Raw genomic sequence first — 19,832 nt, forward strand, 5'->3', positions numbered from 1 at the left:
CGCTACCGGCTCGACGGCGACCGGCTCCAGCTGCTGGCCCACCACCTGCTCCTGGACGCGGACTCGCTCGCCGCCCTCGTCGCCGACCTCGACGGGCACCTCGCGGGTCGGGACCCGGCCGCCGCGCCCGAGTGGCCGTGGGACCCGGCCGACGGCGGGGCACCCGGCCCCCGCCCCCTCCCGCAGCCCGCGGCCGGTGCCGGCCTCTCGTCCGGCTCCGGCACGCCGTGCGGCGGAGAGCCGGTCCCGGCGCGTCGCCCGGCCCCGGGGACGCACGCGCACGCCCGCATCCCGTCCGAGCACGCCGACCGGCTCGCCGCCGCGGCGCGGACCTGCGGCGTCACCCCGTTCGCCCTGCACTGGGCGGCCGCGGCCCGGGTCGCCGCCGCCACCGCGGGCCCGGACGGCACGACGCTCGGTGCGGTCGTCAGCGAGCGGCTGATGCAGAGCCCGCCGCGTCGCAGCGGGAACGCGACCGCGCACCTGTCGGTGCGGATCGGGGACCACGGCGGTGGCGCGGCACACGTGCGCGGCAGCTTCGAGGACTTCGTCGCGACGTGGCGGGGCCGGCGCGCCGCGGCGGGACCGGTACCCGACCAGCTGCTCGTCTCGCTGGCCGCCGCCCCCTCCGCCCGGGGTCTGCAGCGGGTGCGGCGGGTGACCCTCGGGGACTACGTCGTCAAGTACCCGCGGCACGTCCAGGTGCAGGTGGTGGGGGGTGAGGTCGTCGTCGAGGCCTACGCGGAGACCGGGGGTGGGGCGCTGCTCGCCGCACACCTGGACGCACTCGACGCCGTCGTGGCCGAGTGCGTCGGAGGGGCCGCCCCGGTCGCTCCCGCGTCGGACGCTCCACCGGCCCTCGCGCTGTCGAGCACCGGACCGCCCGGGACGCCGGAGCCCCTTGCTGCGGTCGACCGCGTCGTCGGGGCCGCACCGGACACCGCGCTGCGCGACCTCGGGATCACCTCGTTCGACGTCCTCACCCTGCTCGACGACCTCGGCCGGCGGTTCGGGCTGCGGGCCGGCGTCGAGGACTTCTACCGCTGGACGACGGCCGGGGAGGTCCAGGGCGCCGTCGCCGCGGTGGCGGCCGGACCCCGGCCCGCCCACCCCGACGGTCGCGGCCACGCGGCGGGTGGGACGGACGGGTCGGTCGAAGGCGTCGTCCTCCCGCACCTGCGCGACATCTTCGTCGACGCGGTCCGGCACGAGGCCGGCGACCCCTACGCCGTCGAGTGCGCCGTCGTCCTCGACCCGCGCGTGGTCACCACGGACGTCGACGCCGTCGCCGCCGCCCTGACCCAGGTGCTTCGCCGGCACGACGGCCTCACCGCCGGGGTCGGCTTCGGGCCCGCGGGCGTGGAGCTGACGCCGGGAGCGGTCCCCGTGCCGGTCCGACGCGTCACCGCCGACCACTGGGACGAGGTGCGCGATCCCCGGCCGCTGCGCGTCCGCCGCCCGACGCACCTGGCGGACGTCGCCGTCTGCCGCGTCGGGGACGAGGTGGGGGTGTACCTCGACGTCCACCACCTGCTGCTCGACGGCACCGGTCTCGGCGTCCTGCTCGAGGACCTGGCCCGCACGCTGCGGGGCGAGGACCCCGTCCCGGGTGCGCGCTGGTCCGAGGTCGCGCCCGCCCTGGCGCGCTCGCAGGCACGCGCCCGACAGGTCTGGGCCGATCTCCCGGCGCCCGCCGGCGCCCGCCCGGTGGGCCGGCCCGGGACGGTGCGCGGCGGCCACGTCCGGCACCGGGTGCCCTGGGGCCGGCGCGACGACGGGCCGTGGGACTTCGCCGACACCCTCGAGGACCTCACCGGGCTCGTCGCGGAGTTCACCGGCCAACGCCGTGGGGTGGTCGGCTCCGTGCACCACGGCCGGACCGTCCCGGGGGCGGACCGCCTCGTCGGGGGGCTGGCCCGCGTGCTGCCGGCGCACTTCGACCTCGACGACCCGCGGGTCGTCCGTGACACCGCCGCCCGGCTCCGGGCCGGCCAGGCGCTCACCGCCGCCGACCTGCCGGACGGCACCGTCGTCGGAGCGACGCGCGGCGAGCCGCTGCCCGTCGTCGTCCACGCCCTCCGGGACGACGGCTCCCTGCCCTCCGGGCTGTCGCGCCGGGTGGACTTCCCCGCCCTCACCAAGTTCGGCGTCCTGCTCACGCTGTGCGTCGGCGAGCGCGAGGACGTCCTCGAGGTCACCCTCTCGAGCGACCTCTACTCGGCCGCGGACGCCGACCGGCTCGCCGCGCTCGCCGCGGCCCACGACCCCGGCCGGCGGCGCCGCGCGCCCGAGCCGGTCCGGAGCGCCCCGTGACCACGGCCACGGCCACGACCACGCCGGCGCCGGGCGGGGTGACGGTGCCGATGACCGCGGTGCAGCGGCTGATGTTCGTCGCCCAGGGCCGCCCCGCCTACCGGCTGCCGTTCCTCTACCGGCTGCCCGACGACGCGGGCTCCGACTGGGCCCGGGACCGGCTGCACGGCCTGCTGCTCTCGAGCCCGGCGCTGCTGGCCCGCTTCGGCTACGACCCCGCGACCGACCGGTTCACCCAGCGCCACGCCCCCGAGCTCCTCGGCTCGCTCGAGGTCCCCGACGTCGGCGAGGTGGCGGACCCGGAGTCGGAGTGCGCCGACCCGGCCCACCAGCCCGACCTGCGCCGCGGCCTGCCGCTCACCGCGAGGTTCCTGCGCCACGGGGGCCGTCCGCTGCTCCATGTCGAGTACCACCACCTGGCGCTGGACGGCATCGGGGCGGCGGTGGTCGAGGAGCGCCTCCTCGGGCGGGTCGTGCCGGACCCGGACGACCCCGCCGAGGCGTTCGCCGCCTACGAGCGGGTCGCCGCCGCCGAGCGCTCCCGCCCCGTCCGGCGTCCGCCCAGCACCCGTCCGGACCCGCCGCCGGCACCGGAGCCGCGGCTGCGCCGGGCCCACCGGGAGGTGGCGACCCATCAGGTGAGGAGCCGCGCGCGGGCCCTGCGGGTCTTCCCACGCGTCCTCCTCCAGGCCGCGGTCGAGGACTGGCTCGCCTCAAGGTGGCCGGGGACCGGCTACGCGTCGGTGTCGACCTGGCGGTGGACCCTCGGGCTCGAGGGCGCGGTGGGCAACCTGCCCGCCCTGCTCGCCCACGAGCCGCCGCCCGCGGCCGGCCACGCGGCGCTGGCCCGCGCCCTCATGGCCACCGGCGCCGACCCGACGATCGGCCCGGACCGGGTGCTCGCGGACCACGCCGACGTCGTCGTGTCCTACGAGGACTTCGGCTTCGCCCGCGGCCGCTACGTGCCGGTCGACACCCACCCCCGCTTCGGCCTCTACGTCCGGATCGTCGCCCGCCGGGATCTGGTCGAGCTGCACACCGAGACCGACCGGCGCCTCGTCGGCGACGACGACGCCGACTCCCTCCTCGACCACCTCGTCGAGGCGACCACGACCCCCCTCGAGGAGGACCGATGACCGCCACCGCCGTCCCCACGTCCGCGGCACCGTCCCGCGGCACCGACCGGCCCGCCGGCGCGCCCACCGCCCCGGCCGGCCCGGTCTCCGAGCGGCTGACCGCCGCGACCGCCGGCCGCGGGGCCGAGACCGTGCTGCAGTCCGCCCGCGGCAGCTGGTCCGGCGCCGAGCTGGACCGCGTGACCCGGACGGTCGCCGCCGGCCTGCGGGCCATGGGCGCCGGCCGGGACACGGTGGTCGAGCTGCACACCGACGACCACGTCGAGGCCGTCGTCCTCATGGTCGCGACCCTGCGGGCCGGCGCCGCCTTCTGCGTCGTGCCGCCCTCGTACCCGCCCGCCCGGGTCGCGGCCATCCGGGCCCGGACCCGGCCGGTCGTCGTCCTCGACGGCCTCGCCGACGCCCTGGCCCTGCCCGGCGACCCCGACGCCGGGCTCCCGGTGCGCGGCGACGACGACCTCGCGTACGTCATCTTCACCTCGGGCAGCACCGGCGACCCCAAGGCCGTCGAGATCACCGACCGGTGCGTGCGTCACCTCGCCGACCAGCCGGGCATCTACCCCGGCCGGACCGTCGCGCACCTGGCGGCCCTGCAGTTCGACGCCTGCATCTACGAGATCCTCGGGGGCCTGCTCAACGGCCTCACCGTCCGCGTCCTCGACACCGACGACGTCATGGACCGTCACCGTGCGCCCGTCGCGCTGAGGGGCGTCGACGTCCTGTTCGTCACCACCCAGGTGTTCAACCTCCTGGTCGACCGCTCGCCGGAGGCGCTGGACGCCGTCGAGCTCGTCGTCTTCGGGGGCGAGCGGGTCTCCCCCCGGCACGTGCGCGCCGCGCTCGGCCGCTGCCGGGTGGTCCACGCCTACGGCCCGACGGAGACGACGGTGTTCGCGACGCTGCACGAGGTGCAGGAGGTGCCCGACGGCGCCGACGTGCCGATCGGCACCGGGCTGGTCGGCTCCTGCCTCCACGTGCTCGCCGACGACGGGACCGAGGTCGTCCCCGGCGTCCCGGGAGAGCTCGTCATCGGTGGCACCGGCCTCATGCGCGGCTACCGCGACCAGCCGGAGGCCACGGCCGCCGCCCTCGTCGGGCTGCACGGCGCGCCGCACTACCGCTCGGGCGACCTCGTGACGGCCGACGCCGCCGGCGTCGTCACCTTCGTCGCGCGCAAGGACCGCCAGCTCAAGGTCTCCGGGCACCGGGTGGACCCGGCCGAGATCGAGCAGGAGGCGCTCGGCTACACCGCCCCGGACGGTCGCTCGGCGCGCAGCGCGCTCGTCGTCGGCGACGAGGGCCGGCTGCGCCTCTTCGTCACCGGGTGCACCGACCTGCGCGGACTGCGCGCCCACCTGCGGGCGCGGCTGCCGCGCTACCTCGTGCCGGTCGTCACGGCGGTGGGCTTCCTGCCGCTGACCCGCAACGGCAAGACCGACGTCACGGCCCTCCTGGCCCGCGCCCGCGCGACGACCCCGGCCGAGGAGCGGGCCCGCGAGGTGTTCGCCGCCGTCGTCCCGGAGATCGAGGACCCGGGTGCCACCTTCCTCGAGCTCGGCGGCGACTCGATCCTCGCCATGGACGCGGTCTGGCGCCTCGACGGGCTCGGGGTGCTCGTCGACATGGCGGCCCTGCTCACCGCGCCGCTGGAGGAGGTGCTGCGTGATGTCCGGTGAGCCCGCCGGGGTCGCCGGACCGGCCCCCGAGGTCACCGGCGCCGAGCGCGACGTCGTCGTGGCCTGCCTGGTCAGCGACGAGCCGGCGACGTACAACGTCCCGGTCCACGTCCGCTTCGAGAAGCCGGTCGACCCGGCCCGCCTGCGCGACGCGGTGGCGGCGGTCCTGGTGGCCTCGCCCACGCTGCGCCGGACCTACGTCCGCGACGGCCGCCGGATCCGTCGGGGTCCGGCCGCGACACCCGTGGTGGACCTGCTCCGGATCGCTCCCGCGGACCTCGACACCGTCGCCCGGGCCCGCCGGGTGCGCGTCCTGGACCCCGTCCTCGTCCGGGCCGCGGTCTGCGAGGTCGCGTCGGGGACCGGTCCGCCGCAGGTCTGGCTGCACCTCAACGCCCACCACGCCCTCGTCGACGGCATCGGGCTGGTCCACGTCCTGCGGGCGGTGCTCGACACCTACCGCACCGGGACCCTCGTCGTCCCCGACGAGCCGTGCGCGCCCGAGGGGAGCGACCGGACCGTCCGTCCGGTGCGACCGTCCCCCGCGGCGCTGCCCGGACCGCGGGTCGACGCCGACGTCGACGAGCGGTCGGCGCAGGCCTTCCTCGCCGCGCTCGCCGCCCTGCGGGTACCGGGGACGGGCGTCGGCGTCGTGCGGCGCGACCTCACCGTCCCGGGGACGCCGACCTACGCGAGCACCCTGGCCGCCCTCGTCCCCGCCCTCGGGCTCTGGTGCGACATCGACGTCGTCGTGGTCTCCTCGGGCCTGGCCGGGCGGACCCCGGCCGACGCCCGCGCCGTCGGCAGCTTCGTGCGGCTGGAGCCGCTGGCGCTCGACCTCGACGCCTGGGTCGACCTCGGCCCGCGGGAAGTGCTGGCCGGTGTGGGCCGGCTCGCGGCCACGCTCGCCCTGCGCTCCGTCGCGCCTGCGCCACCCCCTCGCCGCGGGTTGGTGCGGCGGGCCGAGGTCGGCGTGGTCCTGGACTACAAGCGCGAGTCCCTCGTCCCGCAGACGCTCGACGCGAGCCTCGGCGCGCACCTCGTCGAGGACGGAACCTACGTCGACTGCAAGTACGACCTGCACGTCAGCGTCCACCAGACCGGAGCCGGGCAGCAGCTCACGCTCACGGGCCGCGACCTCCCGGTGTCCGTCCTGGGGCGTCTCGCGGATCTGTACCTCCAGCAGCTGCGCCTCGGCGCGCTGCGCGCCCTTCCGGCGACGGGCCCCCTCGCCCGGCGCCACGACCCCGACCGACCGGCCGTGCCGGTGCCGGCCTGACCACCCAGGAGCCCCCCGTGACCACATCGCCCGCCGTCCGGACCCTCACCCTCGACGAGGTCACCGACGACCTCGCCCGGATCGTCGGCACCCACGCCGACGGCGCCTGGGTCGCCCCCGACGACAACATCTTCGACCTCGGCGTGGACTCGATGAGCCTCGTGGAGATCAAGGAGGCCGTCGCCGAGCAGCTGGGGGTCGCCCTCACCTTCTCGGACTTCTTCACCCACTTCACCGTCGCCGACCTCGCGGCCGTCGTCCTCCAGCGGGCGGGGGAGGTCTCCCCGTGAAGCTCACCCTCCTGCTCTCCGGCCAGGGCGAGACCCCGGCCGCCGACACCGTGACGATGTGGCGGCACGACCCCGCCGCCCGGGCGGTCTGGACCGAGGCCGCCGACGCGGTCGGCGAGCCGCTGGACCGCTGGCTCGACGAGGGCACCCCCGCCGACACCCGCCGGGCCCAGCTCCTGAGCGCGGTCGGCTCGCTCGCCACCTACGCCGTCGTCGCCCGGGAGATCCCGGTCGCCCCGACGTTCGTCGTCGGGCACAGCGTCGGCGAAGTCGCCGCGCTCGGCATCGCCCACGGGCTGGGCCCGGCGCAGGTCGCCCGCATCGCCGAGGCCCGGGGCCGCGCCATGCTCGACGCCGTGGCCGCCGGCCCCCCGACGGGCATGCGGGCCGTCGTCGACCCGCCCGCCGACCTCGTCGGGCTCGTCGAGGCCGCCGAGGGGGTCCACGTCGCGAACCTCAACTCCGCACGCCAGGTCGTCATCAGCGGCAGCCTGGCCGGGCTGGACGCGTTCGTCGCCGCCACCGGGCTGCGCACCGTCCCGCTCGCGGTGACCGGGGCCTTCCACACGCCGTACATGGCGCCGGCCGCGGCGGCGCTGCGCTCCGCCCTCGACGGTCTCGAGCTGCCGCCCACCTACGGCCCGACCGTCGTCGCGAACCGCACCGCGCTGCCCTACGACCGCACCGACGTGCTCGCCGAGCTCGCGGCGCAGGTCGTCTCCCCGGTCCGCTGGGCCGAGGCCGTCGGGTACGCGCACGACCACGGCAGCCAGGTGATGCTCGACCTGTCCTCCACCGGGATGCTCGCGCGGATGTCCGACCTCCCGGGCGTCACGGTCCACCGCTGCGGCACGCCGGACGGCATCGACGCCGGCCGCCGCGAGCTGCGGCACGTCATCGCCGTCGAGGGCGAGTACGACCTCGCGGCCCGGGCCCTCGGGGCCATCGTCACCACCCGCAACCTCCAGGACGACGAGGAGCTGTACCGCACGACGGTCATCCCCGCCTACCAGGAGCTGCGCGGGATGGCGAAGTCGGCGCACGCCCCGGTCGAGCGGATCCTCGAGCTCGTCGAGACCGTGCTCGTCGCCAAGGCCGTCGACCCCGCCACCCGTGAGCGCAAGCTCGCCGACCTGCGCTGGCGGGCCGCGCGGGCCGCGGCCTGAGAGGACCGGAGCACCCCCATGACCCCGATCGCCGTCGTCGGCGCCGACGTCCACGTCCCCGGCGCCTCCTCCTTCGCCGAGCTGACCCGCGCCCTGCGCGCGGGGCGGGTCGCCGCGCGCCCGTTCCCGACGGGACGGCTGCGGGACGGGGCGCTGCTCTCGGCGCCGGAGGACCACTACGACGGCGGCTACTTCGAGCGGATCGACCTCTTCGACCACCGGGCCTTCCGCCTCCCGGCGCGGCTAACGGCGGAGATGGACCCCTACCAGCGGTGGTGCCTCACCTCCAGCGCCCGGGCGGTCCACGACGCGGGCGAGGCCCGGCCCGGCGCCGGCGAGCGGGTGGGCGTCTACGCGGCGGTCAACGGGCTCCAGCAGAGCGCCTACGCGACGCTGCAGCGGGCCCACGGGGGTGCTCCCGACCTGCTGGCGGTGCTGTCGTCGGGCGTCGCGGCGCGGGTGAGCCACGTGCTGGACCTGCGCGGACCGGCGACGGTGCTCGACACCGCCTGCTCGTCCTCGCTCTACGCGCTGGCCGTCGCCTGCGCCGACCTCACGGCGGGCACCGTCGACGCCGCCGTCGTCACCGCGGCCAACCTCTACCTGGACCCGGGGGCCCGGGGCACCGCCGCCGTCGACGTCGTCTCCGAGACCTGCCGCACGCGGGCCTTCGACGCGGCCGCCGACGGCACCTCCGTCGGCGAGGGGGTCGTCACGCTCGTCCTGCGCCGCGCCGACGACGTCGCGGGACCCGTCTACGGCGTCGTCGAGGGCTGGAGCGTCGGCCAGGACGGACGGACCGCGACGATGGCCGCGCCGAACCCGGCCGCCCAGGTCGCGGTCGTCGACACCGCGTGGGCGGCCGCGGGCGCGGACCCGGCCGACGTCGGGCTCCTCGTGAGCCACGGCACCGGCACCGCCGTCGGCGACGCCGTCGAGCTCGAGGCGCTCGCCTCCGCGTCCGCCTTCACCGGGGTCGCCCGCGGCTCGGTGCCGCTCATCTCGGTCAAGGCCAACGCCGGGCACCTCGACGCCGCGTCCGGGCTGCTGTCGACGGTGGCCGCCCTCGGGGCGCTCTCGACCGGCGAGGTGCCGCCGCACCCGTCGTTCGTCGCACCGTCCCCGGCCGGCGACCTCGTCACCTCGCCGTTCTACGTCCCCGTCGAGCCCGCCCCGCTGCGCGCCGGGGCGCTCGCCGGCGTCAGCTCGTTCGGGATGACCGGCACCGACGTCCACGTCGTCCTCCGGGGCGGGGGCCGGCGTCCGGGACCGACGGCCGACCTGCCGCTGGAGCCGCGGCGGGCCTGGTTCCCGGTCGAGCGGAACACCTTCGCCAAGCCCGGGTCGCGCGCGCGCACCGTCCTCGGCGTCCGCACCCGGGTGCACACGGTCGAGACGCACCGGGACTGGGAGATCGCCGAGCACCGGGTGGCGGGCACACCCCTCATGGTCGGCACGGCCGTGGTCGAGGTCCTCGCGCGCCTGCTGGACGGCTCGGACCTGGCCCTGCCGGAGCACGACGTCACGGACCTGACGATCCTCCGCCCGCTGACGACCACGGAACCGCTGCTCGAGGTGGTCGCCGCCGTCGAGGAGTCCTCCGGCCGGGGCGAGGTGACGGCCCGGGCCGGCGACGAGGACCCCGAGCCCTGGGTGCGCTTCCGGGTGGAGCCGGCGCAGGGGGTGCCGCCGCTGGCCGACGCACCGCCGGACCCCGCGGGCCTCGTCCCGGTCCCGGTCGAGACCCGGGTGGGCGACGACGCGACGGTCAGCGTCTCCGGTCGGTGGCAGGTGGCCCGCGCCATGTGGCGCTCGCCCGACGGCGAGGAGGCCGTCCTGCGCCTGGCGGTGCCGCCGGCGCACGCCGCCGAGGCCGCCGGGTACGCCTTCTACCCCCCGGTGCTCGACGCCGCCCTCAACGGGATGAACGCCCTGCTCGGCGCCGGTGAGGTGCTGCTGCCCTGGGTCTGCGAGCGCCTCGTCGTGCGGGTGCCGGCACTGCCGCCGGGCGAGCTCACCGCGCACCTGCGCCACCGGGGGACGACCCGCGACGGCCGCGGCAACGTCATCGTCACCGTCGATACCGACCTGTGGGACGAGCGCGGCCGCTGCCTGGTGTCGACCCGCGGCTACCGGGTGAAGAACCGGCCGGACGGCCGCGCCCCCGTGCTCGCGTTCCACCGGCTGGTCCTCGACGCCGAGCCCACCCCCCGCACCGGGGGCGCCCCGCGGCGCGCCGTCGTCCTCCCGGCCTCGCAGGCCGCCGCCCCGTGGCGGGCGGCCGGGTGCGTCGTCGTCGGCCGCGACGACGCCGCGGCGCCCGGCGTGCTGGCCGGCGTCGACGAGGTCGTCGTCGTCGGCGACGGCCCGGACCCCGACGTCGCCGCCGGGTCCCACGCCCTCGGCCGGCTGCTGCTGCACCTGCACACCGACACCGAGGTGCGCACCGTCGTCCTCCTCGAGCCCGGGTCGCTGAGCACCGGTCCCGCCGTGGACGCCGCCGTGCGCGCCCGGGCCGCCACGGGCCACTCGCTGCGGACGGAGTTCCGCTTCGACGTCGCCGTCCTGGACGCGCCGGCCGAGCCGGCGAGCCTCGCCGCGCTCGACGACCACCTCCCCGAGGGGCTGCTGCGCCTGGAGGACGGGGTGCTGCGTGCCGCCCGGCTGCGCGAGCACGCGCTGGAGCAGCCGCGGCCGTGGACCCCGGACGCGACCGGGACCGTGCTCGTCGTCGGCGCCTCGCGGGGCATCGGCCGGGCCTACGCCGGCTGGCTCGTCGAGCGCTTCCCGGGCCTGGCGGTCCACGGTGCCGGCCGCAGCGCGCCCGACGGCCCGCTGCCCTTCGCCTACCACCGGGCCGACGTCACCGACCCGGCCTCGCTGGCGGCGCTGGCCGAGCGGGTCGGGACCCCCGACCACGTCGTCGTCCTCGCCGGCGAGCCGGCCGGCGGGCTCTTCGTCACCAAGAGCGAGGAGACGGTGCGTGCCCGGATGGCCAGCAAGGTCCACGGCGCCGAGAACGTCGCGGCCGCCTTCCCCGGGTGCCCCGACGTCGTGCTCGTCTCGTCGGTCGCCGGGTGGGTCGGTGCGATCGGCCAGGCCGAGTACGCGGCGGCCAACGCCTACCTCACGGGCCTCGCCGACCGGCACGGCGGGACGCCCTTCCGCTGCATCGCCCTCACCGGATGGTCCGAGATCGGCATGTCGCGGGATCTCACCGACGAGCTGTTCGTCAGGACGACGCCGGAGGAGGGTCTGCCCGTGCTGCACGCGTTCGTCGCCAGCGAGGAGCGGTGCGCCTCGCTGTTCCGGCTGCTGGACGGCTCCGGCGCCTACTCCCCGCTGCTGGCCGGCGCGGCCGGTCCGGCGGCCCGGCACGCCCCTGCGCCGGACCGGACCGCCGCCGTCGCCGCCCCCGCCGCCCCCCGGCCGGCCGGCACCGCTCGTCCGGCGGAGGTGCAGGCCGCCGTCCTCGGCGCCTGGAGCCGGGTCCTCGGCCCGGACGAGTACGCCCCGGACGTCACCTTCTTCGAGTACGGGGGCGACTCCGTCTCGGTGGTCCGGCTCTGCGACGAGCTGGGCCGCGACTTCCCCGACGTCTTCGACGTCACGACGCTCTTCTCCTGCGCGACGGTCCGTGACCAGACGCAGTGGGTGGAGCGCCACCTGGAGGCCACGACGGCCTCGACGGCCGTGTCGGTCGACATCTCCGCGATCCAGCGGCTTCTCCACGCGAACGGAAGGTCCCGTTGATGGAACTCGCCCAGTACCTCTACGCCCAGATCACCTCGGGCCGGCTCGACGAGGAGGAGGGCCGCGGCTACCTCGGCCAGGTCCTCCCCCGCGAGATCGCGGTCGTCGGGATGTCCTGCGAGTACACCGGGGCGCCGACGCTGTTCGACCTCGAGCGGCTGCTGCGCAGCGGACGCCACGGGTTCGCGCCCTTCCCGGAGTCGCGCCGCAAGTACTTCCCGCGCGACCACCGCTACCTCGTCGACGCGGCACGCTCCTACGAGCGCGACCCCGAGGAGCTGTTCCTGCAGATGTGCGGGCAGCCCGGCTCCTACCTCGAGGACGTCGACCAGTTCGAGCCCGGGTTCTTCGACATCCCCGAGCACGAGGCGACCTACGTCGACCCGATGCACCGGCTCGTCCTCAAGCACCTGCACCTCGCGCTGGAGCACTCCGGGCTGACCCGCGCCGAGGTGTACGGCTCCCGGACGGCCGTCTACGTCGGCAAGGACCGCTCGATCGCCGGCTCCTACGCCTCGGAGATCGAGGCCGACTCCGACCTCATCAACCCCGGCACCTGGGAGGGCATCCTCGCCAGCCGGCTCAACTACCTCTACGACCTCCAGGGCGGCTCGCTCGTCGTCGACACCGCGTGCTCCTCGAGTCTCGTCGCGCTGCACATCGCGACGAAGATGCTGCGCGACGGGGAGATCGACCTGGCGCTGGTCGGCGGCATCGCGCTCGGCCTGGCCCCGCGCCAGGGCGAGGTGTTCGGCGACTACGCGTCGGTCGAGACCTCCCGCGACCACCTCAAGGTCTTCGACCAGGCCTCCTCGGGCACGATCTTCGGCGAGGGCGTCGGGTTCGTCGTCCTGCGCCGCCTCCCCGAGGCCCTCGAGCGCGGTGAGCACGTCTACTCGGTCGTGCGGGCCACGGGGATCAACAGCGACGGCCGCTCCAACGGGCTCACCGCGCCCAACCCCAAGGCGCAGACCGCCCTGGTCCTCGACACCTACGCCGCCGCGTCCATCACCCCGGACACCATCGACTACGTCGACGCGCACGGCACGGGCACCAAGCTCGGCGACCCCATCGAGATCCGCGGACTCACCGACGCCTTCCGCGGCGCCGGGGCCACCGGCTACTCAACGACCGCGCTCTCCAGCCTCAAGGAGAACATCGGGCACACGGTCGGCGCGGCCGGCGTCGGCGGCCTCATCAAGATGTCCCTCGCCCTGGACTCCCGGCTCATCTACCCGGCGTGCGGCTTCGAGGTCCCGAACGACTTCATCAAGTTCATCGACACCCCCTTCTACGTCCCCGACGCCCTCTCGCCCTGGGAGCGTGGCGACCACCCGCGCCGCGGGGCCATCAGCTCCTTCGGGTTCAGCGGCACCAACGGCCACACCGTGCTCGAGGAGTTCGAGGCCCCGGACCGCGGGCCGCACGACGGCCGCGAGCTGCCCTTCCTCCTCAGCGCGCCCACGCCGCACCAGCTGGTCGGCGTCATCGACGGGTTCCTGCGCGGCGCCGCCCTCGTCGCCGAGCGGCACCTGCCCGACGTCGCCTTCACCCTCGCCCGCCGCCGGGCCCGGTACGCCACCACCGTCGGCTTCACCGCGGGCGACCACGACGGACTCCTCGCCGGCCTGCGGGCGGCCCGGGAGGCACTGGTGACCGGCACGCCGGTCGCGGGCGTCGTCGTCGGCACGGCCGCGGACGCGGCGGCGGACGGCGCCGGCTCGCGGGCCCTGGACCTCCTGCGCAGCCGGATGGCCGCCATGCCCGACCTGCTGACCCTCACCGAGCGCCTCGGGCTCACCGTCACCGAGGGCGCCGACCTCCTCTCCGACGGCGACCTCGCGGACGGTCGCACCTGCGGCCTGCCCGGGCACGTCTTCGACACGAAGGCCTACTGGGGCACGGTGAAGACGTACAACGTCTACGAGACCGAGCCCGAGCTGCCCGGCACCCCGCTGGACGGACCGCTGCTCGACACCAAGGTCCTCTCGACGCCGACGGTCGACCTGTACTCGATCCGGCTCGACCCGAGCCGCTGGTTCCTCGCCGACCACCGGATCGCCGGACACCCGACGCTGTCCGGGACGGCCTACACGCAGGTGGCCGCCGAGCTCGCGACGCTCCACTTCGGGACGCCCGCGTACGAGCTGAGCCGGATGATGTTCAAGAACCTCATCCAGGTGCCGCAGGGCCGCACCGTCCTCGTCGAGGCGGCCCGGCGCGACGGCGACGTCCTCGACGTCCAGGTCTTCAGCCCGGCGCAGGACGAGGCGTCCCCGGTCGTCGCGCACGGCTCGTTCACCCTGCGCCGGCTCGACCCGGCCACGCTCGACCCCGGCAAGGGGGTCGCCACCGCGAGCGCCGCGGCCGACCGCCTCGCCTGGCAGGGCGAGGACGGCGGCACCTCCGGCATGCGCTTCGCCGGCCGCTGGGACCTGCGGCTCGCCACGATGCTGCACGAGACCCTCGAGGACGGCGACCACCTGCTGGACTTCACCCTCCACCCGGAGCACCGGCAGGACCTCGCCGACTTCCACCTCTCCCCGGCGATCCTCGACCTCGTCGCCGGCGTCACCAGCTGGGAGCGGTCCTCCACCACGGGCCAGGCGTTCCTGCCGCTCTCCTACGGCCGGCTGCGCTTCACCGGGCGGCCCTTCACCGCCCGGGTGACCTCGCGGACGACGCTGCGCTACGACACGACGTCCGAGCCGCGGGTCGCCGCCGCCGACGTCTGGGTCTACGACGAGGACGGCGAGCTCGTCGTCCAGCTGGAGCGCTACGCCATGCGCGCCTTCACCGGCGCGCCCGCGGAGCCGAGCCTCCACGAGGTCGGGCTGACCGCGCTGGAGTGGCCGGCCACCACGCCCGAGCCGCCGGCGTCGGTGCTGCTCGTGGGTTCCGGCCCCGACGCCGACACCGCCTGGGCCGGCCTCGACGACGGCGGACGGGCGCGGGTGCGCCGGGTCACGCCCGAGGAGCTGGAGACCGGCACCGACAGGGCCGACGCGGTCGTGTGGGTGATCCCCTCGGGCGCGGCCGACGACCCGGCCGGTCTCGCGGCCGCCGCGCAGGAGTACCTCGGCGTGGCCAAGGCCGCCCCGCGACGCCTGGGCACCGGCGGGCGTCTGCTCGTCCTCGCCGCCCGCGGCCTGGCCGACCCGGCCGAGCCCGGGGACGGCGGCGTCGACCCGTTCGGCCACGCCGCGCTCGCCGCGGCCCGGGTGGTGCAGATGGAGAACCCGCGGGTCACCACCCTCGCCGTCAGCGACGCCGACCTGGACCTCGCCCGGGCGCTGAACCTGGCCCGCTCCCCCGGGCTGGAGGGCCGCAAGGTCCGGGTCGACGGGGACCGGCTGCGCGGGGAGGTCCTTCGCCCCCGGTCCGGCGACCTCCCGGCCCGGACCGTCACCCCGGGCTCGACCGTGCTGCTCACCGGCGGCTTCGGCGGCATCGGGCTGGAGTACCTCGACGCCCTGTGGCGCGAGCACCAGGCCCACGCGGTCGTCCTCGGGCGCCGCGACCTGGACGCCCTCGCGGCCAGCGACCACGCCGACGACCGGGAGCGGGCCGCCCGGGCCCGGGCCCTGGTCGCCGACGGCATGGAGCTGCGCTTCGTCCCGTGCGACCTCGACCGGCCGGCGGAGGTCCGCGAGGCCGTCGCCAAGCTGCGGGCGGACTCGGTGCGGGTGAGCGGGGTCGTCCACCTGGCCGGGGTCCCCGAGGACGGGATGCTCTTCCGCAAGGAGCCGGCCGACCTCGCGGCCGTCCTCGCCCCGAAGGCGGGCGCCGCGAGCGCCCTCCTGTCGGCGCTCGGCGACGAGGTCGACTGGGTCCTCGCGGCGTCGTCGATGACGACCCTCACCGGGGCCCCGGGCCAGTTCGGCTACACCCTGGCCAACGCCGTCCTCGAGGGTCTGGCCCGCTCCGGGTCCGGGACCGTGTCGACGGTGCGCTGGCCGGGCTGGAAGGAGACCGGCATGGCCCTGCGGTTCGGGGTCGCCGACGCCGCGGACGACGCCTTCCTCCTCGCCCCGCTCACGACGGCGGCCGGCGCCGAGTACGTCCGCCGCAGCCTGGCCGGGAGCTTCACCGACCTCGTCGTCGGCGACCTCACGGCCGCCGCACCCGCCCTGCTCGACCCGTGGCTGGAGCGCGCGGGTGCCGCCCCGGCCGAGGCGGCCGCTCCCGCGGCACCGGCCGGCCCGTCGACGGACACCGGCGGCATGACGATCAAGGACTACGCGTCCCTCACCGTCACCGGGACCGACCGCGAGCTGGACGACCTGGAGAAGCTCGTCACGGTGCTGTTCGCCTCCGTGCTCGACGCCGACGCCATCGACGTCACGGTGAGCTTCACCGACCTCGGCGGGGACTCCCTCAAGGCCTTCAGCATCTACACCCCGCTCGTCGACCGTCTCGGCGTCGACCTCGAGGTGGCGGACATCTTCATCCACTCGACGGTGCTCGAGCTGAGCGCCCACGTCCGCGAGCTCCAGGAGGACTGACCCGTGAGCGCTGCACCCCACGAGGCGGCCGGCCGCCGCGTCCGCCGCCGGCACCCCCGCACCGCCGTCATCACCGACGTCGCCGAGGTCTACCCGGTGGCCGGCCGGGCCGAGGCCGAGCAGCGCGCCGACGAGGGCGAGCGGATCTGGGCCGACCGGGTGGCCGGGCTCAACCGCAACCTGGCCGCCGTCGGCGGGCCCGCGCTCGCCGCCGGCCCCGCGTTCCGCGGTGTCTTCTTCCGCGACCCGGAGGCCGAGCTGCCGGTCGGCTGTCTCGCCGAGGTGCCCGCCGCCTTCGTCACCACCGCCGAGCGGGTCTCGCTGCACCTGGCCGAGACGCTCATCGAGCGGGCCGGGCCGCTGCCGGCCACCCTGCACCTGTCGACGGCCGACCCGGAGGAGGACCTCTCCAAGCCGACCTTCGTCGCCTCGACGGGGATCCCGGTCGGCCCGGAGCTCGCCGACGCCGCCTTCGACCCCATGGGCCTCTACCGGCGGCTGCCCCGGATCCGGCGCGGGTCGGTCGGACGGACCGTCGAGGCCTCGGCGTCGGGGCCGGTCGCGCTCATCGACGCGGTGAGCCGGATCGAGAACGGCAGCGGGACGGCCGGTGTCGTCACCTCCGCCAGCGGCAAGTCCATCCCCATCCCCTTCGAGGCGGTGCCGGTGGGCGCCGGCGCGGACCGCACCCACGAGCCGTTCACCGACGGCGCCGCCGGGCACTACAACGCCGAGGGCGGGGTGGCGCTCCTGCTGCGCGAGGAGGAGTCGGCCCGGGCCGACGGCGTCGCCGTCCTGGCCCGGGTGGCCGGGTACGCCTACGGCACCTTCGGCTCGTCGGTCGTCAACCGCCGTGTCGTCACCGACGTCGTGCTGCGGGCCCTGGCCGACGCGGAGGTCGACCCCGCCACCCCGGTGCTCGTCGACCTCTACGGCCGGGGGAACCGGATCGACGACGGCGCCGAGCTCTCGGCCATGGAGAAGGTCCGCGAGACCTACCCCGGGCTGGAGACGGCCTACCTCAAGGGCGGTCGGCACTACGTCATCGGCGCCCACGGCCTCCAGGGCCTGGTCCGGATGCTCGCCGCCCGGGCCGGGCGCACCCCCGTCCGCGACCTGGCGTCGCACCCGACGAGCGAGCTGCTCGCCGCCCGGCCGCTCCGCCACCTGACCGCCGACCCGGACGGCTTCACCACCGTCGTGTTCGTCGCGTACTCCGTCCACGGCAGCTGCGTCGCCGTGGTCCTCGACCTCTCCGACGCCGCCGGCGCCGGGGACGCCCCCCACCCGAAGGAGCAGGCCGCATGACCCCCGTCGACCTCGTGTGCCTGCCGTTCGCCGGCGCGCACATGGACCCCTTCCACGCCCTGCGGCGCGAGTGCGAGAGCGCCGTCCCGGGCCTGGCCTCGATGACCGTCACCTACCCGGGCCACGGCGGCCGGGTGCACGGCGCGCTCGCGCCGACCATCCTCGAGATGGCGCACGACGCGCTCGGCGAGATCGACGAGCACCGGGCCCGCCGCGGGTCCGGCCACCGCGAGACCGTGCTGCTCGGCTACAGCATGGGCGGCTACGTCGCCTACGAGCTGGCGCACCTGCTGGCGGACCGGGGCGAGCCCCCGGTCCGGCTCCTCGCCATGGCGGCGACGCCTCCGGCGCACCTGGACGGCACCGACCTCGACCTCGGCACCGACGACGAGCTGCTCGAGCACTGCGCGCAGTACGGCCTCGTCTCGCCGGGATCCTTCCCCGAGGGGACGATGCGGCGGCTGTTCCTGCCCGCGCTGCGCAACGACATCCTCGCCGTCGACCGGTACCCGACCGCGCGCGGGCGGCGGCCGCTGCCCGCCGCCACCGAGCTCGTCGTCTTCACCGGCGCCCACGACGCCACCGTCGCCCACCAGGACCGCTGGGCCGACCTCACCGCCGCCCCGCCCCGGACCCACGTCTACGACGGTGGGCACTTCTTCGTCACCGAGTGCCGCGACGCCCTCGTCCGCGACGTCGTGGCCCACCTCGGCACCCACCGCGAGAGGACCGCAGCATGACCTCCTTCACGACCACCTTCCGAGCCGTCGTCGCCGCCCACGGCGACGCCGTGGCGCTGCGCGAGGACGCCCGCGAGCTCACCTACTCCGAGCTCGCGGCGCTGGCCGGCGGCTACCGGGACGCGATCCTGCGGCGCGGGCTGCGCCGGGGCCAGGTCGTCGTGCTCCAGCGGGAGCGCGGGATCGACGCCACGGCGGCGATGATCGGCATCCTCCTGGCCGGCGGCGCCTACACCGTCATCGGCGAGGGCTACCCGCAGCACCGGCTGGCCGGGATGCTCGCCGCGCTGGACGTCGGGCTCGTGCTCGACGCGGACGTCGTCCCCGACCCCCCGACGCCCGACGCCGGCCGCGACGTCCCGCGCACCGCGGAGGACCTCATGTACGTGATCTTCACGTCGGGCACCACCTCGGTGCCCAAGGCCGTGGGCGTCCCGGACCGGGCGGTGCTCCGGCTGCTCCGCGAGCCGCGGCTGGGGCTGCGACCCGGACGCCGCATCACCCACCTGTCGACCATCGAGTTCGACGCCTCCGTCGTGGAGCTGTGGGGCGGGCTGCTGTCGGGGATGACGGTCGTCTGCGTCTCCTCGCGCCAGGTGCTCGACCCGTTCGTCATGTTCGACCTCATCGAGTTCGGCGCCGACGTCATGTGGATGACGAGCTCGCTGTTCAACTTCTTCGTCGACCGCCGCCCGGAGGCCTTCGCGGGCCTGGAGCGGGTCATCGTCGGCGGGGAGGCGCTGAGCCTGCACCACGTCAACCTGGCCCTGCCCTACGTCACGGTCGTCAACGGCTACGGCCCGACCGAGAACACGGTGTTCACGACGCTGGACGTCATGGACGGCGCGAGCGTGCCCGCGATCGCCATCGGCACCCCCGTCGCCGGCACCGACGTCCTCGTCGTCGACGAGGACGGCCGCCCGGCCAGGCACGGGGAGCTGCTCGCGCTCGGCGACGGCCTCGCCGTCGGGTACGTCAACGACCCGGCCAAGACCGCGGCGAGCTTCGTCGACGTCGGCGGCCGGCGTGCGTACCGCACCGGCGACCACGTGACGGTGCGCGAGGACGGCCGCCTCGCCTTCGAGGGCCGGGTCGACTCCCAGGTCAAGGTGAGCGGCTACCGCATCGACCTCCAGGAGGTCGAGAACGCGTTCCTCCAGTGCGGCGCCGGGACCGCCAAGGCCTTCGTCGACGACGGCAAGGTCGTCGTGGCCGTCACCCGCGTGGGCGACGCGCTGCGCCCGCTCGTCGCGGAGTACCTGCCCGCCTTCATGCAGCCGCGGGCCATCCTCCTCGTCGACGCCATCCCGCTCATGCCGAGCGGCAAGGCCGACGTGCGGGCGCTGCGGGCGGCGACCTCCGCCCCGGGCCTTCTCACCCCGGCCGGCCCGTCGGCCGCCGCGCCGGCTCCCGCGGCCACCGGGATCCGCGAGCTGGTCGCGGCGCACCTCGGGGCCCCGGTCCCCGCCGAGGCCGACAACCTCTTCGCCCTCGGGCTGGACTCGATCGCCCTGTGGAAGGTGGTCGCGGCCGTCAACGACGCCCACGGACTCGAGCTCAGCCTCTTCGACGTCCTCGACGACCCGACGATCAGCGCCCTCGAGGCGCTCGTCCCCACCGCGCTGGCCGCCTGAGCCGGCCACCACCCCCGACCCCCCAGGAGCAC

At 76.3% G+C, this 19,832-nt stretch carries 11 protein-coding genes; all 11 read left to right on the forward strand.

What is annotated here, in order from left to right; genetic code table 11:
- The coding region (locus tag EPD83_RS06445) for a phosphopantetheine-binding protein (protein ID WP_235950377.1) at positions 1-2,313 on the forward strand (2,313 nt) is incomplete at its 5' end.
- Positions 2,310-3,449 (forward strand): hypothetical protein, encoded by a 1,140-nt coding sequence (locus EPD83_RS06450; RefSeq protein ID WP_165566370.1) that lies wholly within the window; start codon positions 2,310-2,312, stop codon positions 3,447-3,449. The genes EPD83_RS06445 and EPD83_RS06450, both read left to right, overlap by 4 nt.
- Positions 3,446-5,125 carry a non-ribosomal peptide synthetase gene (locus EPD83_RS06455; protein ID WP_128366599.1) on the forward strand — a complete coding sequence of 560 codons (1,680 nt, stop codon included), beginning with the start codon at positions 3,446-3,448 and terminating at the stop codon, positions 5,123-5,125. The genes EPD83_RS06450 and EPD83_RS06455 overlap by 4 nt, the downstream gene beginning before the upstream one ends.
- The gene (locus EPD83_RS06460) at positions 5,115-6,404 is read left to right on the forward strand and encodes a condensation domain-containing protein (protein ID WP_128366598.1); all 1,290 of its coding nucleotides are present in this window, start codon (positions 5,115-5,117) and stop codon (positions 6,402-6,404) included. Before EPD83_RS06455 ends, EPD83_RS06460 begins: the two co-directional genes overlap by 11 nt.
- Positions 6,405-6,421: 17 nt before the next feature.
- On the forward strand, positions 6,422-6,694 hold the full coding sequence (locus tag EPD83_RS06465) for an acyl carrier protein (RefSeq protein ID WP_164896680.1): 273 nt from the start codon (positions 6,422-6,424) through the stop codon (positions 6,692-6,694).
- Positions 6,691-7,860: an ACP S-malonyltransferase gene (locus tag EPD83_RS06470; protein WP_128368023.1), complete on the forward strand. Its 1,170-nt coding sequence runs from the start codon at positions 6,691-6,693 to the stop codon at positions 7,858-7,860. Before EPD83_RS06465 ends, EPD83_RS06470 begins: the two co-directional genes overlap by 4 nt.
- Before the next feature lie 18 nt (positions 7,861-7,878).
- On the forward strand, positions 7,879-11,613 hold the full coding sequence (locus tag EPD83_RS06475) for an SDR family NAD(P)-dependent oxidoreductase (protein ID WP_165566371.1): 3,735 nt from the start codon (positions 7,879-7,881) through the stop codon (positions 11,611-11,613).
- A complete protein-coding gene (locus tag EPD83_RS06480) occupies positions 11,613-16,118 on the forward strand; it encodes a beta-ketoacyl synthase N-terminal-like domain-containing protein (RefSeq protein ID WP_165566372.1) in 4,506 nt (1,501 codons plus the stop codon). Before EPD83_RS06475 ends, EPD83_RS06480 begins: the two co-directional genes overlap by 1 nt.
- A gap of 3 nt (positions 16,119-16,121) precedes the next feature.
- Positions 16,122-17,426 carry a beta-ketoacyl-[acyl-carrier-protein] synthase family protein gene (locus EPD83_RS06485; protein WP_128367595.1) on the forward strand — a complete coding sequence of 435 codons (1,305 nt, stop codon included), beginning with the start codon at positions 16,122-16,124 and terminating at the stop codon, positions 17,424-17,426.
- The gene (locus EPD83_RS06490; RefSeq protein WP_128367596.1) at positions 17,423-18,166 is read left to right on the forward strand and encodes a thioesterase II family protein; all 744 of its coding nucleotides are present in this window, start codon (positions 17,423-17,425) and stop codon (positions 18,164-18,166) included. Before EPD83_RS06485 ends, EPD83_RS06490 begins: the two co-directional genes overlap by 4 nt.
- Positions 18,163-19,800, forward strand: a complete 1,638-nt coding sequence (locus EPD83_RS06495) for a non-ribosomal peptide synthetase (RefSeq protein WP_165566373.1) — start codon at positions 18,163-18,165, stop codon at positions 19,798-19,800. Before EPD83_RS06490 ends, EPD83_RS06495 begins: the two co-directional genes overlap by 4 nt.
- The last annotated feature ends 32 nt before the right edge of the window (positions 19,801-19,832 follow it).

This window comes from Phycicoccus flavus, from assembly GCF_004025965.2.
Taxonomy (GTDB): Bacteria; Actinomycetota; Actinomycetes; order Actinomycetales; family Dermatophilaceae; genus Phycicoccus; species Phycicoccus flavus.